The following is a 14,147-nucleotide window of genomic DNA, read 5'->3' as shown; positions in this document are numbered from 1 at the left end:
GTTGCGCCAAAAGTGCGGCGTGTTGGTGCGCAAGTCCTGCTCGTTTAGCCGGTGCGAGAAAATGCACCATACGCGCATCCAACTCGTCATCGACGAGCACAACCGTCGGTTAACGCCAACCTGAATCACCTCGCATTATACCACCGCCATCTTTTTAACTCCTCATCTCCAGTAATAAACTCATTACCACTTCCTCCCATAGCCCAACTAATCAATGTTTCCTTAATATAAAAACTATTTGGAGGTATATTGGCATTTACGTTACCATTGTACCTATTCATATTACTCTGGAAGACAAGTCTATATGCTTCGTCTTTTGTTCTTCGTGCTGTATGAATAGAAACAACTTGTTGGTACTTGAATATCTGCCTATGGGATGAGATACCAATACCTTTAATCGTTTGCATATTGCTTATATTAATATGGTATTGCGCTCCGGTATAATCTTGACCAGGGAGAGTTAAATCTACTTTTGCACCATTAGAGTAAACCAAATCACCTATATAGTCAACTTGTTGTTGACCTCCGTGTATTCCAATGGGAGAGTTAAAATTAATATTTATCAATCTACGCTTTGACCAATCTCTGCTAATATAGCCAAATCCGCCAGATACCTTATTTTTGATTGGCGTTGCAAGTTCAACATAGCTCCATCCAAAATGCCTTGATAATAAATTCAGCACGGTAGTTTTGCCTGAACCGTTAGCGCCAGTTATTATTGTTAAATTTCTATGAAAATCAATGTCAATACTTTCAAACTGCTTCCAAGAGGATATTCTAATACTTTGGAAATTTATACCGACCATATGATTCTATTTTTTGAATGCAACAATGATTGAATGCATATTACAAATGCATTTGTTTGCTTTGAACAGCCTATAAGAGCTTATTCGCTTGATGTATTGGGTGAGGTTTGGTTACTATCGCCGCCCCCAGTCGGCGGCGTAGAGCAAGCAGGCCTGAATCTGGTGTTGCGTCAGCTCCGGGAAGTTTTCTTGAATCTCCGCTATGGTTTGGCCGTGGCCCAGCCAGCCCAGCACATCGGCCACGCTGATGCGCGTACCCGTAATGCACGGCCGCCCGAAGCGTACTTCGGGGTTGATAGAAATCTGTGCGTAGTAGTCCATAAGTCCGGGGCTTTCTCAAATGTGCGGAATATGGAGGAAATAGTTCTCAATACTTGCCTCAGGTACGCCCAAACTGGCGCAAGTCCCCCGCCCGCCCCACCCACTCTCACAGCTGCTACAGCCTCTGCGGCGGCGGGCTGAGGGCGTTGCGGCCCCGTTACCAGCGGTTGCTATTAGGTCAGCACTTCGCGGGACTTGGTTACCGTAACTCCCCGTACAGCGTCAGGCAATACGTATCGGTGCCGGGGGCTGGTGCCGCTTCTATCGTAGCCTGATGCTGCCGCAGTAACGCGGCCAGGGCGGCGGTGGGTGGGGTGGAAATGGAATGCAGGTTTCGTATCTTCGCTAGACTCAGCCTTTATCCCGTATGACCGACAACGAGCGTATCAGCCAACTGGAAGAAATGATGTCCGAAACACTCAAACGAATCGACAACACGCTGGAGCAATTGCGCCTTTCTGACCAGCGGCAGCAGGTGATGTTGCGGGCGCTGATGCAGCAAACCGATACCAACACGGCCATGCTGCGCAAGCTGGCGGAGCATGATACCCGCTTGGACAACCTCGAAAGACCCGGCCCGAAGAACGCCGCCTAGTATTCTCTTACCAAGAGACAAAATGAAAGAGCGCTCCGATCCGGGGGCTCTTTTGTTTGTGGACACGTTGGATAGCGCAGCAGCTTCATCCGACAATACGCAGATGCCGCTCCCGGTCGGCGGCGTAGAGCAGGCAGGCCTGGATCTGCGTTGGGGTCAGTTCCGGGAAGTCCTCCAGAATCTCGGGTATCGTCTGGCCGCTGCCCAGCCAGCCCAGCACATCGGCCACGCTGATGCGCGTGCCCGCAATGCACGGCCGCCCGAAGTGTACCTCAGGGTTGATAGAAATTTGTGCGTAGTAGTCCATACGAACGGGGCTTTCCCAAATATGCCAAATATTGCCTGACTTTTACCTGACCCAGCGCGCCGCCGAAATAGCCGCCGCCCTGCTCGCCTGCGCCGACGAGCAGCAGGACATCCGCCTCCACACCGACGCCGACTACTCCGAGTACCAACTCCGCCACGCCACCGACAACGACCTGGCCCGCACAATGTAGCCGCGTAGCGACTTAATCATGCACAACGGCCGCCCCCTGATGGGGCGGCCGTTGTCGTTCCAGTCCCTTGCCCGGTGTAGAGTAGAGACGCGTCTTCGCGTCTCGTCGTCCGCGCCGTTTGGGCCGTAAGGCGCGGCCCCGGCCGTTCAACGCCGAGACGCGAAGACGCGTCTCTACAGCCGTGCCAGCCCCTGCCGGAAGTACTGAAAGCTGGCCGACGTGTTGCGGGCTGGGTCAAGGTGCGGGGCAATGGTTTCGGCCCATTCTACTTTGGCTTTGCCGGCCAGGTAGTACTTGCCTTCCCGCAACACGCGCCACAACGTTTCCCAGGTATCGGCAATGGTGTCGGGGTTCTGTGGCAAGCCACTGAAATGTTGCGGACGTACGCGGGGATACGCCGCCTGGATAGCCTCCCGGTCACCGAGAAACCACGCTTCCAATTCCTGAATGGCCAACCGAGTGATGATGCGAAACGGCTCGTGGGGGGCAGCGCTGGTTTTGGTGAGCAGACCCACGTTGGCTACCACCTGTTCCAGTTCCGCCTTTCGGCGGCGGCAGTCCGTGTCGGCGTCCATCAGGATAATCACCCGTAGGTCGGGCTGATGCGGTAGCTGGCGGGCGTAAGTTTTCAGCCGGCCCGGAAGCCGCTGAAACAAGTCGGTTTTGCCCCGGTGCGGGTAGCAATTCCAGGTAGTATCGGGGGGCAGCAGTTTGGGCAACAGGATATTCAGCGCCACCTCCGCCGAGGGCTCTTCGAGCAGAATCTCTAGGTGCATACTACTGCGCGGCTGAGGCGCGGGGAGCCAGGGGGTCGCCGAGGCGGAAGAAATTGCTGGTCCAGAGGTAGCCCAGCGGCGAGCCATCTTCCACCAGCTCCTTCACCTGCGGAATATCCGCCGTGCGCGTGGCCTGCGTGTAGCCATCGTCGCCCCGGTGCAGAATCCAGACCTGCTCCGGCTCCAGCGCATCGAGCAGAAACGGCGAATGGGTGGCCACCAGCAGCTGCCGCGTCTCGGTGGCCTTCAGCAGCTCCTCGGCCAGGCGGGGCAGCAGGCGCGGGTGCAGTTCGTTTTCCGGCTCCTCCAGGCCCAGCAGCCCGGTAACGTTGGGCTCATAAAGCAGCGTCAGCAGCGCCGCCAGCCGCATCGTGCCATCCGACATGTACTGGGCCGGCAGCGGCTTCTCAAACGCCGCATCCTTGAAGCGCAGCAGCAGCCGCTCATCGGAAGTTATTTCCGGCACCACATCGGCCAGCTGCGGCACCCAGCGCCGGAGTTGCGCCGTGATGCGGGCCAGCGTTTCGGGGTGCTTCTCGTGCAGGTAGTACAGCACATTGGGCAGGTTATCGCCGTTGGCCGAAAGCTTCTCCCGCGGCCCGGCATCGGAGTAGCCCTTCAGGTGGTCGTCGGTGAGGTGGATGTAGCGGTAGGAGGTGAGTGCTTTATTTAAAGCGAATGTTTTAGGAGCAGACTCTTTCCTGCTTCTTTCATCAGCAAACATCAGAGTTGAATAAAGTATCGGCTCGTTAGAAGGGTTATTATAATATCCTGTGTTACCATCTCTCTCATAAATATTGATACGAAATAGCTGTTCATACCCTTGCGGAGCGGGCTGTGCATCCACTAATTCAATTATCCTTTCCAACTGTGCTTTAGGTTCTGTTATACTTTCGTAAAATACATATAATGAACCTCTTGATTCATCTATGCTCAACTTATAACGGAGCCGAGGCAGCTCATCGCTCATGAAGTATTCTACCTCAAACTCAATCGGCCCCTCGCTCCCCCGCGTACGCATCCCAGCAAACCGATTCCGCTTTTCCCAGCCTTGTTGCAGGTTGCCGCTCACCGCTTCGGCCAGAAACGCCAGCGCATCGAGGACCGTAGATTTGCCGCTGCCGTTGGGGCCGATGAACACCGTCAGCGGCGTCAGGTCGTGCAGCTCCACGTCGCGCAGGGCGCGGTAGTTTTTGATGCGCAGGTAGGTGAGGCGGGGGTAGCCGGCAGCGACGGGAAGGGCAGACATAGGCGTAAAGCGGGAGTTGCTACAAAGTACGCGGGTTTGGCGGATTGTGGGCAACTACCTGCCGCCCGCCGAGACCCGCGTCGGCCCGGCCGCCGGCTGGCCCGCTGCCCGGCCCCGCTACCGGCATCCCGAACGCGGTGGGCGACCCGGCCGGAGTCGGTGCCGGTAGCGGGGCGGGCAGTCTGGCACGATATCGGCGGCGGCGCAGCTTCGCTTATTCCGGGCGGCTTAACCACTTATTCCGATGAACCTACGTCTACTTCCCGCGGCCCTGGCGCTGCTGCTGCTGGCGGCCTGCTCGCCCAAACAATACGCCGGCCGCACCCTCGACGCGCCCGCGCTGGCCGCCCACCGCACGGTAGCCGTTTTGCCTTTCGAAGTCCGCCAGGACCGGCTGCGGCTGCGCGATATCCGCTACGGGGGCACCGACACGAGTACGGCGGCCCTGAAGCGTGGGCAGCAGCAGTGGCGCGAAGAGCACCAGCGCGAAGTAAAGGCCACCGCCTACCAGCTTCAGCAGCTGCTCGTGGCCCAGCTTGTGGCCCAGCAACCGGCCGCTGGCTACTCGGTGCAGTTTCAGCCGGTGGCCGAAACCAACCGCCGCCTCCAGCAGGCCGGCATTAGCTACGCCAACTTGCCTGAGCAGTCGATGGCCGAGCTGCAACGGGTGCTCGGGGTCGATGCCCTGCTTTCGGGCCAGACCGACCTCTACCAGCCCCTGCCGGCCGGCGTGGGCCTGGCGGCGAAGGTGCTGCTCAACCAGCCCGTCATCGGCCCCTCGGCCATTCCGCCCAGCCAGGCTACCACCAACCTCACCCTCCACGACTGCCGCAGCGGCCAGCTGGTCTGGCGCTTCGACTACGCCGCCACCGGCCAGGCCGCCCTGCGCCCCGACCGCCTGACCGAGCGCCTCGTGAAAGCCGTGGAACCTACTTTCCCTTACCGGCAGCGGTGAGAAGTGGTAAGCGGGCGGGGTGAATGGGGCGACGTAGCTGGGTTAAGACTTCCGCCCCCGGGCTGCTTTTGAGCCCCGGCGAGGCGGCATGTTTATAGAGAAAGGCCTTTCTCGGACCATATAGCCCCAGCGGGGCGGCATAATTCGGTGGCCGATTGATGCCGCCCCGCTGGGGCTCCAACAACTCAACGCATCAGGTGCTATAAACATAGCGCCCCGCCGGGGCTCAAAAGCAACCCGGGGGCGGAAGTCCTGTAGACAAAGGATTCGGGATAAACGAAAACAGCCGCCCCGGTTTGGGGAGGCTGTTTTTTTGGCGCCAATGCGCGGCTTGGTGCTTAGCAGGCGCTGCCGTCGAGGCCGCAGGCGGCGCCGTCGGTGGCCCCGGCTACTTCCTCGAAGCGGGGCTTGGCTTCCGACCAGGCTTTCTCCAGGACCTCCTGAAACAGCGCGGCGGGCTGGGCACCCGACACGGCGTACTTGTTGTCGAAGACGAAGTAGGGCACGCCGCGCACGCCGATCTGCTGGGCTTCGTACTCGTCCTGGCGCACCTGCTGCTCAAACTCGCGGGAGGCCAGCAGGGCCGTTACTTCGGCGGCGGGTAACTCCAGGTCGGCTCCGAGACGGGTGAGTACGGCCGGGTCGTTGATGTCTAGGCCCTCTTCGAGGTAGGCTTTGAACAGGCGCTCCTTGGCGGCATCCTGGCGGCCGTGGCGGGCGGCCAGGTGCACGAGGCGGTGGGCGTCGAGCGAGTTGGCGGGCACCAGTTTATCGAAGTCGAAGGCCAGCCCCTCCTCGGCAGCCATCTGGGTCATGTTGGCGCTCATCTGATGCGCCCACTCCTCGGTGTTGCCGTATTTGCGGGCCAGGCGCACGTACTGGTTTTCGCCGGGTGTGGGGTCGGCCTGAGGATCGAGCTCGAAGCTGCGCCACTGCACGTCAATGGCGTCGGTGTGCCCAAAAGCAGCCAGCGCGCTTTCGAGGCGGCGCTTACCGATATAGCAGAAGGGGCACAGGATGTCGGACCAGATTTCTATTTTCATGGGATGGGGTAGTTACGATTTGAGCGGTTATAAACCCTGCTGCCCCCAAAAAGTTTGCTTCCCGGGTCTTTGCCGCCAACCCGGGCGGCGGCTCACTTCGCCAGCAGCGCAATACGAACCATCTTACCCGGCCCGCCATCAACCGTAAACTTGCAGTCGTCGAAGGCGGGGGGCGCGAAGCGCGGGCGCACGTTGTTGGAGAAGGCGAAGGGCTCGGTCGGGATGCCGAGCAGGTTCTTGTCCACCTTGTCGTTGTTGTTCAGGTCCTGGGTGATGGCCACGGCCCACTCGCCGGGCGGCAGCTGCACCGGCAGGCTCACCTGGCGCTGGCCGCCGGGCTTCACTACCCGCATAAACGCGTAGCCGCCCTTGATGAGGAAGGTTTCGCGCACGTTGTAGAAATACAGCTTCACGGCCGACGTTGGGGAGGCCAGGTCCGAGACGACCACCGTCACGGAAGGCCCCGTACCAAGGGCGGCGGGGGCTGAGGCGGCGGGAGCTGCTACGGGCAGCGCCAGCAGCGCCCCGCCGCAGGCCAGGCGGCGGGACAAGGAAAACACGGGCATGGGCGGCAAAGGGGCAGGTGAAACCATTGGCCCCCCAACACTCCGGCCCACAAAAACATTCGGCGGCCCGGCCGGGGGAGGTTAGCAGCCACGCCGGACCAGCGCATGGGCAGAACGTCTGCCCCCGGTGCGCCGCCCCGCAAGCGGGACCAAGCCGGCCCACGCGCCCCGGTACCGGCGGGCGGGCCGCCAACCGGGGGCGGGCAAGGGCTCAGAGGGAATGACGCAGCCAGTCAACCGCCGACTCTACTTCCTCAAAGGTGAGCACCAGGGGCCAGTTGGCGGCGGCCACGGAGGAGTCGGCGTAGGAGCGGCCCTCATCCACCGGCGCGTATACCCAGGCCAGATAGTGCAACCCGGCGGCAAACATCAGGTGCATGATTTGATAGCCCGCCTGCTCTTCCGACGTCAGATTCAGGGCTGTTACGCGGGTGTTGTCGTTGAGCAGTTTGGTGTAGCGGTGCTCCCGGATCAGGGCCAGCACCTGCTCCGAGCCTTCGCGTACCTGTTCCAGGCTGAGGGCACCCTGCCAGACCACGTGCAGCCACCGATTGGGGCCATCGTGCGTGAGCCGCACGAAGGGCCGCTCGAACAGTATAGCAGAGAACTCCGGCAAATCCGGGTCACTCGCGAAAGGCGCACTGGTCATGAAAAACTACGAAAAAAAATGATGTGCCAGGAGTACCGCATCAGGGAGAAGCCGGCCCTGTTTAGCCACCCAGCATAAGGGATACAATCCGGAATATCCTACGAATTAACGGGGAAATATACAAAAGAACCTTGTTTATTGTCTCATATCAAGAAAATTTAATAATACCGGCAGGATTGCTCAGGCAGCCGGCTGATCCGGTCAATGCCCCGGTTCGGGCCTGACGGGCACCCTCCTGCCCGCTAGCGGAGCCTGAAACCGGACCTGGAATCGACCTTTCAAGTCCGAATAGTGTGCCGGCCAACGCAACCACGCGGCGGGACCTTCGCTGCCGGCCCCAGCCCGGGCATCTTTCTCCGCAATGCCTCCCCCGTATCCTGATCGTGGCGAGGCAGTCATCGGGTTATCTGCTAGCAGGGGCTTACCGGAGTTCAGGGGGCGCGGAGCTTCAGCGAAAAACGGGATGTATGGCTTTCCGGCTACTGGAACGCGGGGTCCAGCCCCCCCCTTTAGCTAGGGTTGGGCCAGAACCGAGAGCACGGTTTCGGCGGTAACGGGCTGCCCATCGGCGGCAATTCCTTCAACTGAAGCGCGAAACGTACCGGCCTGGTCGGCCGTGTAGAAGGACAGGTGAGCCCGGCCGGATGCCGGCACCGTTAGGTGGGGCTGCCAATAGAGGGTCGTGGCGCGGGGGTCGGGCGTGTCGGGCCGGCGGCTGGTTTCGTAGCGGGGGCGTAGAACTCGCGGGTGCGGTGGTAGGCTGGCACCCGCCGCACGGCCACTCCGGCGGCGGGGGTTGTTGAAAAGTCGCCGCTGTTGCGCTTGGTATACACGGCCACCACGCCGTTGCCGCCCCGGCTACCGTACATGGCCGCTGCGGCCCCCTTCAGCACTTCAATCCGCTCCACGTCGACGGCCGGAATGGCCAGCAACGCGTCGCCATCACTGAGCGTCATGCCATCGAGCAGATAAAGCGGCTCGGTGGATCCTTTGAAGGAGCTCATTCCCCGGATGAGCACGGAATAGCCCGTGGTGGTAGTCGTTACCTGCATCCCGGTAACCCGGCCCTGCATGAATTCAAAAATATTCCGGTAGGAGCCGATGGTCGGAAAGTCGCGCGTCCGCAACAAGGCGCTCACATTGCCACTATGTAGCGATGGGGGGCTGTCGGGGGCTTTGCGGCCGGTAACAGTGACGTTGCGCAGCACGATGCCGCTGGTCGAGTCGGGCCGGTACAGCTGCTGCTGCTGCCGCCGACTCCGCTGCCCGTACGCCACCACCGGGGCCGACTCCGCCGTGGCCAGGGACAGGGGCACCACCGGTCGCCAGCTGTCAGCCGGCCGGGGCCAGAGCTCGTTGAGTTGGAGCAGGACGTTGTTGCTGCCCTTGGGCGTGCGGGCCTGGAGCAGGACGGCGGTAGTATCCTGCCCGGGAAATCCGGTAAACAGAAACATGCCTCCGGGGCCGGCAGTTGCCTGAACCAGGTTTTTGGTTTTGCCATACAGCAGCGTAATCTGCCCTTCGGGCACGGGCTTCTTGTTGTTGCGTACCAGCTGGCCGCTGAGCATGAGCGTGCGCTCCAGCGGAAACAGATACCCGGCGGCGAGTGAGGTAGGCGCCTGCACCTGCTGCCAGGTGAACCGGCTCCAGCCCTGGGTCAGCAACAAATCGTTTAGCGCCCGCTGCACGGCCGGGGTATGCGCCTGGAAGTAATAGGCGGGATTTTCAACGTATCCGCGCAGCTCGGAGGTGAGCAGCAGGTGGGCGCGCACGTCGGTGGCTTCGGCAGCGGCGCCCGGCAGCACAACGGTGTTGCTGACGGCCAGCGACAACTCGGCTGCCACCGGCTGGCCTGCGGCGGTGGTCACTTCCACGTCGAGGCCCACCGCTTCCCGCCGCCCGTAGGTTTGCTTCGAGGGCCGGAGCCGAACCTGTAGGCCCTGCGTTTCGGGCACAAAAACCAGCCGCTCGGCCTGCGCCGTCTGCCGGCCATCGAACAAAGTAATGTGCAGAATGCCGGCCGGGGCGTTGGCCTTGGGAATAACGGCCGAGAATGTTTCTCCCGGTGCAATCAGGCCGGTGCCGCTGTACACGGGCTGCCCCCGTACGTGGGCCACCAGCTGCAACGGCTCGGGGGTGGCCGCGCCAGCGCCCTGATGCCGCACGAAAACGCGGTAATTGTCCCCGATTTCGCGCACGTTCAGCAGCCAGCCGGCCTCCCTGACGGCGGGCAGCGCGTACGTAGCCGCAGTTCCTTCGGGCAGGGTTACCGTGGCCCGGTACCGCTGGTTGGCCAGGGGGGTGAAGTTGAACGAGCTCGTGCCCAGCGCAGGCGTTGTGAACCGGGCTACCGCGTTGCCTTTCTCATCGAGCACGGTACCCTGCAAGGCCAGGCCGTGGCCGCTGGCTGTTACCGCCTTCACGCCCACCGTCGTAGGCAAGCCGGCCAGGTAGTCGCCGCCCTCGGGGAAGAACTGCACGTCGGGGGCGCTGGCCGCTTTCAGCTGCTGGGCAGTAGCGCGGGCCCGCAATGCCCGGCGCGCGTCCGAAGCGGCCGGGCCGGCGGCGGCCGGCGCGGCCACCTGCCACACGGGCACCCGGCGCGTAAAGAACAGGTCTTCGGCAGAGTTGCGCATCCAGCTGGTGTAGGCGCGCAGGGTGTACACCCCGGTTCGCAAGGTATCGGGCAGAATAATATCGCCGGCGACCATGCCGTGCTCCAGGGCCAGGGTACGCTGAAAGATTACCTCCCGCTCCGGCGTCACCACATCCACGTACAGCACCCGGCTGAGCGAGTCGGGCTGGTGGGCGCGCGCATCTACTACGTAGGCCTTGAACCACAGCGTTTCGCCGGCCCCGTAGGCCGCCTGGTCGAGATGCAGGTAACTGACTTCGGGCTAAGCGGAGAGGTAGAACTGCTGAAGCTGCCTGAACAGGGCACTGGGGTCGGGGGTGTTATCGGGCCGGAAGGCCACCAGGGCCAGCAACAGCACTCCCGCCGGCCACCGGGACTTCCACCAATAGGATGCGCGCATAAAACGTAACGGATCAGGTATCGTAAGGCTTTTTTTTCGTGGGTGCCGGCTCACTATCCGCACCACCCCCGCTAGAACATGCAACTATAGGGGAACTTTTCTTCTCTTGCTGCATATCCGCTCCACGCTCCTTTTTCCTGCCTCGCTTATGGCCCGCATAGTCTATGCCCCCCTCCTGCTCGCCGCCGGGCTGTTCAGCAGCTGTTCCAAGGGCAGCGAACCGGTGCCCGCACCGGTGTATCTGTTCGACCAGCAGTGGCTGCTGACCCAGCTGGACGGGCAGGCCGTAACGGTAACGCCCGGCACATCCGCCCCCAACCTGACGCTGAGCTCGGTGGACAACACCAGCAGCGGCCACGTGACCTGCAATCAGTACGGGGGCACGTTCGTACTCAGGGCGGGCGCCAGCCAGCTCACGTTTTCGGGCCAGGCCAGCACCCGCGCCACCTGCCCGGATCAGCCCCTGGAAACCCGTTACCTCACGCTGCTGCCCCAGGTAACGCGCTACGTCATCAGCCACCGGGAGCTCCGGCTTTTTGGGGTGGAGACAGGGCAGCCGCTGCTGGTATTTGCGGCAAAGTAGGTTGGCTGGAAAAGCAGAAAGTCCGGATGATCAGGTTTCTTAAAACCCTATGTTCAGCACCAGGGGCTGGAGTTCCCAGTACTTGTTGTAGGAGTTGTACACGGTGCGCAGGCCCACTTCCAGGGGGGTGCGCAGGCGCAGGGGGTTGAAAACAGCCGACACGTCGAAGCCAGTGGCGTAGTAGGTGCGGCGGAAGGCGCCCTGCTCGGCCCGGACCCCATCGAAGAACACGTTGGCCTTGAGGCGCTGGATGTAGATGGCCCGGGCAAATTCCCAGTGCACATCGGCCAGGGGCAGGCGGTACTCGGCGCTGGCGGAGCCAAGGCGGTTGGTGCTGAAGTAGGGCAGACCACGGGGGTAGAAGATGGCCGCGCCGAACCGATACTCCTGCTGGCGCTGGTGCTGGTAGCCGGCCCGCAGGCGCAGGGCGTGGTGCTGGCCCAGGCCGGGCAGAAACAAACTTCCCTGCACGGCCAGCTGCCGGGCCTGCAACCCCGCGCCGAAGGGCGTGCCCCGGGCCGTGAGCAGCACGCTCTGGCCCCAGCGCGGGGCCACGTCGCGGTAGCTCTGGCGCAGGGTGCGCGCGAAGCTCAGGGTGCCCAGCAGCGCGTGCAGGGGCCGGCTGCCCACTTCGTTGATGTAGCGCCGGGCCTGGTCGTAGCCGTGGGTTTGCTCCAGCTGGTAGAAGCCGCCCAGGCTCAGGGATGTGAGCATGCGGGAACTGGTGAGCACCAGCGGCAGGCGGGTGCCCAGCGTGAGGCGGGTGTACTGCCAGTGGTCTTCGGCCACCGTGCCGGAAGCCAGCAGCCCGGTAGCGCGCCGTCCCCCGTGCTCAAGGCCCAGGTCCAGCACCGGCCACAGGCCCTGGTAGCTGACATCGGCAAACACGCGGCCGGTGCGCTCCAGGCCGTTGTAGCCCACGCCCGCCACGGCCTGGGTGGTACTGAGCACGTCCTGGGCCCGCACGCCCAGGTCGAGGCCGTTGCCGGAGCTGCTTTGCACCAGGCCCCAGCTGTAGGCGTTGGGGGCGTGGGGCAGGCGGCGGTAGCGGCGGGGTACCAGCACCGGGCCGGCTACCGAGTCCAGGGGCAGCACCGGACCCACCGTGGCGGCCCCGGGCTCCCGGGCGGTCAACTCATCGGCGTAGCGGTTAGCGGGGTTGATGGCGGGCGGGGCGGGTTGCCAGGCGGCGGGCGTCAGGGGCATTTCGAGGATGCGGCTGCCCTGGGCCCGGATTTCGTGGAAGGCCAGGCGCTGGCCGTCGGGGCTCACGGCGGGGTGGTAGCTGCCCACGGGCCGGCTGGTGACCTGGCGCACCTCGCCGGTGCTCACGCGCACGACGTACACCTCATCCTGGCCCGAGCGGGGCGAGTTGAACAGCACGTAGTCCTGCCAGGGCTGGGGGTGGGAAAGGTTGTCGTTGGCGGCGGGCAGCACAATTTGGGTCTGGCCGGTTTCCACTTCCAGCAGTTCCAGGCGCTTGCCGGCCACTGCCAGCCGCACCACGGCCGCCGTGCGCCCCTCGGCCCCGAAGCGCGGGTGCAGGTAGGGCTCGTTGGCGGGGTTCTCGAAGGTGCGCAGCACGCGGCCGGTTTCACTGTCGAGCAGGTAGAGGCGGTGCTGGTAGGCCGAGTCGGTGCTGACGGCCAGCAGGCGGCGGCCATCGGGGGAAAGCACGGCGGTGGTGTAGCGGGTGCGGCGGCCGGGGCGGCTCAGGCGGCCGGTGGCCAGGTCCAGCACCCGCAGCTCGGAGTACACCTGCTGCTGCCAGCGCGGGTCGTAGCGGAATTCAAGCCAGGCCGCCTTGCCCCCGCCCACCGACAGCTGCTCGGGATTATGGTGCAGGCCCAGCACCAGCCGGGTGCGCTCGGGCTGGCCCCGGCGCAGTTCCACCAGCCGGGGCGTATGGCCCAGGCCGCTCTTGAGAGCCAGTACCGTCTCATTGTTCACATACTGGGGGTACTGGTATTCGGTAAACACCTTCTCCGAAGCCGCCCCCGGCAGTGCGGTGGCCGGCGTTATCACGCGGCCGGCCAGCTCCCCGCGCCAGAGGCTGTCGAGCTCCTGCACGGTGCGCGCGTAGAGGTCGTCGGTGCGCAGGCCGGTGGTGCGGCGCAGCTTATCGGAGAACGACCACGGGTAGACCGGAAAGCGGTAGTAGCGGTTGAGCACGGTGCCCCACACGCCGGGGTCGGGGGCGGTGCGCTTGAGGCGGGAGGTGAGGAAATAGCCCAGCACGTAGTGGTTGGGCACGTAGTGGCGGTAGGAGCCACTCACGGCCTTGGCGTAGGAGTAGCCCCGGCCGGCCAGCAGGTTGGCCCGGAAGTAGGCGTCGAAGTTCGGAATCCGGCCCCGGCCGCTGCGCGTCAGGGCCGTTTCGGTGCCCACGGCGTCGCCCTCAAAAAACCAGTCGGGAATGCCGAGCGTGGTCAGTCCTAAACCGCCGAAGCCGCCCAGCAGGTAGCCCAGCTGGCCCACGCCCTGGTGGGCCTTGTCGTACTGCACCACGTGGCGGTACTCGTGCACCGTGAGCTGGTCGAGCCAGTCGAGGGTGCCGGTCAGGTAGGGGTCCTGGGGGAAGGTGGTGTAGAACTCGGAGWGGCGGGGCAGGATGGTGACGAAGCCGTTGCCGATGGTGGTGCGCGTCTGGAGTACCACCGTAACGGGACGGGCGGTCAGCCCCAGCGAGGCCCCGGCCGGCGCGTGCACCTGCTCCAGGCGGTGGGCCGTGCGCCGGGCGCGGTCCTCGAACCCCTCAGGATAGAGCACCCGGAAATGGGGCGTGCCCACCTCGTACCAGCGCACGGCGGCGGGCACCTGCTGCCCGATGGGCAGCAGCGTTTGGGCCGCCGCCGGCTTCAGACCGAAAAACAGCGCCAACCCAGCGGCTGGCAACAGGGTGGGCACAAAATACTTCACGCGGCAAAAACGGGTTAGGACGCCCGAAGAAACCACGCGGCCGCCCCGAAAGCAAATCCGGTGCTGCCCACTGCCGGCCCGGGCGGCGGCCGGCGGCGCAGCCCGGGCCGGGCACCCCTACGTCCGGGCCGGGCCGGACGCCGTATGTAGGAA

At 63.3% G+C, this 14,147-nt stretch carries 16 protein-coding genes; 4 read left to right on the top strand and 12 right to left on the bottom strand.

Features of this window, described 5'->3' with window-relative positions; genetic code table 11:
* Positions 1 to 125: 125 nt before the first annotated feature.
* Together D0T11_RS11095 and D0T11_RS11090 are read right to left on the bottom strand one after the other, a co-directional pair.
* A complete protein-coding gene (locus tag D0T11_RS11095; RefSeq protein ID WP_119655855.1) occupies positions 126 to 806 on the bottom strand; it encodes an ATP-binding protein in 681 nt (226 codons plus the stop codon).
* A 114-nt stretch (positions 807 to 920) separates the two neighbouring features.
* Positions 921 to 1,127: a DUF433 domain-containing protein gene (locus D0T11_RS11090; RefSeq protein ID WP_119655854.1), complete on the bottom strand. Its 207-nt coding sequence runs from the start codon at positions 1,125 to 1,127 to the stop codon at positions 921 to 923.
* Between the two features lie 367 nt (positions 1,128 to 1,494).
* On the opposite strand from D0T11_RS11090, the gene D0T11_RS11085 reads away from it, so the two are divergent.
* Positions 1,495 to 1,722, top strand: coding sequence for a hypothetical protein (locus D0T11_RS11085; RefSeq protein ID WP_119655853.1), 228 nt, complete (start codon positions 1,495 to 1,497; stop codon positions 1,720 to 1,722).
* Positions 1,723 to 1,807: 85 nt separating this feature from the next.
* Here the strand turns inward: D0T11_RS11085 and D0T11_RS11080 are convergent, their stop codons facing one another.
* Positions 1,808 to 2,029, bottom strand: coding sequence for a DUF433 domain-containing protein (locus D0T11_RS11080; RefSeq protein ID WP_119655852.1), 222 nt, complete (start codon positions 2,027 to 2,029; stop codon positions 1,808 to 1,810).
* Positions 2,030 to 2,060: 31 nt separating this feature from the next.
* Here D0T11_RS11080 and D0T11_RS22540 point away from each other — a divergent pair, with 31 nt between their 5' ends.
* Positions 2,061 to 2,219 carry a hypothetical protein gene (locus D0T11_RS22540; protein WP_182888355.1) on the top strand — a complete coding sequence of 53 codons (159 nt, stop codon included), beginning with the start codon at positions 2,061 to 2,063 and terminating at the stop codon, positions 2,217 to 2,219.
* Between the two features lie 173 nt (positions 2,220 to 2,392).
* Here D0T11_RS22540 and D0T11_RS11075 read toward each other — a convergent pair whose 3' ends face one another.
* Together D0T11_RS11075 and D0T11_RS11070 are read right to left on the bottom strand one after the other, a co-directional pair.
* Positions 2,393 to 2,995: a DUF4276 family protein gene (locus D0T11_RS11075; protein WP_182888354.1), complete on the bottom strand. Its 603-nt coding sequence runs from the start codon at positions 2,993 to 2,995 to the stop codon at positions 2,393 to 2,395.
* Between the two features lies 1 nt (position 2,996).
* Positions 2,997 to 4,244 carry an AAA family ATPase gene (locus D0T11_RS11070; RefSeq protein ID WP_119655850.1) on the bottom strand — a complete coding sequence of 416 codons (1,248 nt, stop codon included), beginning with the start codon at positions 4,242 to 4,244 and terminating at the stop codon, positions 2,997 to 2,999.
* 244 nt (positions 4,245 to 4,488) lie between these two features.
* Between D0T11_RS11070 and D0T11_RS11065 the strand changes: the two genes are divergently transcribed.
* Positions 4,489 to 5,199, top strand: coding sequence for a hypothetical protein (locus D0T11_RS11065; protein ID WP_119655849.1), 711 nt, complete (start codon positions 4,489 to 4,491; stop codon positions 5,197 to 5,199).
* A gap of 338 nt (positions 5,200 to 5,537) precedes the next feature.
* Here D0T11_RS11065 and D0T11_RS11060 read toward each other — a convergent pair whose 3' ends face one another.
* From D0T11_RS11060 to D0T11_RS22530, 6 genes are all read right to left on the bottom strand, one after another.
* Complete coding sequence (locus D0T11_RS11060) at positions 5,538 to 6,242, bottom strand: DsbA family oxidoreductase (RefSeq protein ID WP_119655848.1); 705 nt, start codon at positions 6,240 to 6,242, stop codon at positions 5,538 to 5,540.
* 92 nt (positions 6,243 to 6,334) lie between these two features.
* Complete coding sequence (locus D0T11_RS11055) at positions 6,335 to 6,802, bottom strand: DUF2141 domain-containing protein (protein WP_245990753.1); 468 nt, start codon at positions 6,800 to 6,802, stop codon at positions 6,335 to 6,337.
* Between the two features lie 217 nt (positions 6,803 to 7,019).
* Complete coding sequence (locus D0T11_RS11050) at positions 7,020 to 7,457, bottom strand: hypothetical protein (RefSeq protein WP_147374618.1); 438 nt, start codon at positions 7,455 to 7,457, stop codon at positions 7,020 to 7,022.
* A 513-nt stretch (positions 7,458 to 7,970) separates the two neighbouring features.
* Entirely contained in the window at positions 7,971 to 8,111 is a 141-nt protein-coding gene (locus tag D0T11_RS22535; protein WP_182888353.1) for a hypothetical protein, read from the bottom strand.
* A gap of 2 nt (positions 8,112 to 8,113) precedes the next feature.
* Positions 8,114 to 10,240 carry a TonB-dependent receptor plug domain-containing protein gene (locus tag D0T11_RS11045; protein ID WP_119655845.1) on the bottom strand — a complete coding sequence of 709 codons (2,127 nt, stop codon included), beginning with the start codon at positions 10,238 to 10,240 and terminating at the stop codon, positions 8,114 to 8,116.
* A gap of 114 nt (positions 10,241 to 10,354) precedes the next feature.
* Positions 10,355 to 10,492 (bottom strand): hypothetical protein, encoded by a 138-nt coding sequence (locus tag D0T11_RS22530; RefSeq protein ID WP_182888352.1) that lies wholly within the window; start codon positions 10,490 to 10,492, stop codon positions 10,355 to 10,357.
* A gap of 148 nt (positions 10,493 to 10,640) precedes the next feature.
* Between D0T11_RS22530 and D0T11_RS11040 the strand changes: the two genes are divergently transcribed.
* Entirely contained in the window at positions 10,641 to 11,075 is a 435-nt protein-coding gene (locus tag D0T11_RS11040; protein ID WP_119655844.1) for an META domain-containing protein, read from the top strand.
* A 39-nt stretch (positions 11,076 to 11,114) separates the two neighbouring features.
* Here D0T11_RS11040 and D0T11_RS11035 read toward each other — a convergent pair whose 3' ends face one another.
* The gene (locus D0T11_RS11035; protein WP_245990750.1) at positions 11,115 to 13,994 is read right to left on the bottom strand and encodes a TolB-like translocation protein; all 2,880 of its coding nucleotides are present in this window, start codon (positions 13,992 to 13,994) and stop codon (positions 11,115 to 11,117) included.
* Positions 13,995 to 14,147: the final 153 nt, after the last annotated feature.

The sequence above is a fragment of the Hymenobacter rubripertinctus genome, assembly GCF_003583925.1.
Lineage (GTDB): Bacteria > Bacteroidota > Bacteroidia > Cytophagales > Hymenobacteraceae > Hymenobacter > Hymenobacter rubripertinctus.
This window is presented reverse-complemented; position numbering and strand designations above follow the sequence as displayed.

What these genes read in the sequence shown, in the direction of transcription:
- D0T11_RS11095 (WP_119655855.1), bottom strand. Translation starts at nt 806, where the DNA reads ATGGTCGGTATAAATTTCCAAAGTATTAGAATATCCTCTTGGAAGCAG.
- D0T11_RS11085 (WP_119655853.1), top strand. Translation starts at nt 1,495, where the DNA reads ATGACCGACAACGAGCGTATCAGCCAACTGGAAGAAATGATGTCCGAA.
- D0T11_RS11050 (WP_147374618.1), bottom strand. Translation starts at nt 7,457, where the DNA reads ATGACCAGTGCGCCTTTCGCGAGTGACCCGGATTTGCCGGAGTTCTCT.
- D0T11_RS11070 (WP_119655850.1), bottom strand. Translation starts at nt 4,244, where the DNA reads ATGTCTGCCCTTCCCGTCGCTGCCGGCTACCCCCGCCTCACCTACCTG.
- D0T11_RS11080 (WP_119655852.1), bottom strand. Translation starts at nt 2,029, where the DNA reads ATGGACTACTACGCACAAATTTCTATCAACCCTGAGGTACACTTCGGG.
- D0T11_RS11075 (WP_182888354.1), bottom strand. Translation starts at nt 2,995, where the DNA reads ATGCACCTAGAGATTCTGCTCGAAGAGCCCTCGGCGGAGGTGGCGCTG.
- D0T11_RS11065 (WP_119655849.1), top strand. Translation starts at nt 4,489, where the DNA reads ATGAACCTACGTCTACTTCCCGCGGCCCTGGCGCTGCTGCTGCTGGCG.
- D0T11_RS11090 (WP_119655854.1), bottom strand. Translation starts at nt 1,127, where the DNA reads ATGGACTACTACGCACAGATTTCTATCAACCCCGAAGTACGCTTCGGG.
- D0T11_RS11060 (WP_119655848.1), bottom strand. Translation starts at nt 6,242, where the DNA reads ATGAAAATAGAAATCTGGTCCGACATCCTGTGCCCCTTCTGCTATATC.
- D0T11_RS11040 (WP_119655844.1), top strand. Translation starts at nt 10,641, where the DNA reads ATGGCCCGCATAGTCTATGCCCCCCTCCTGCTCGCCGCCGGGCTGTTC.
- D0T11_RS22530 (WP_182888352.1), bottom strand. Translation starts at nt 10,492, where the DNA reads ATGCGCGCATCCTATTGGTGGAAGTCCCGGTGGCCGGCGGGAGTGCTG.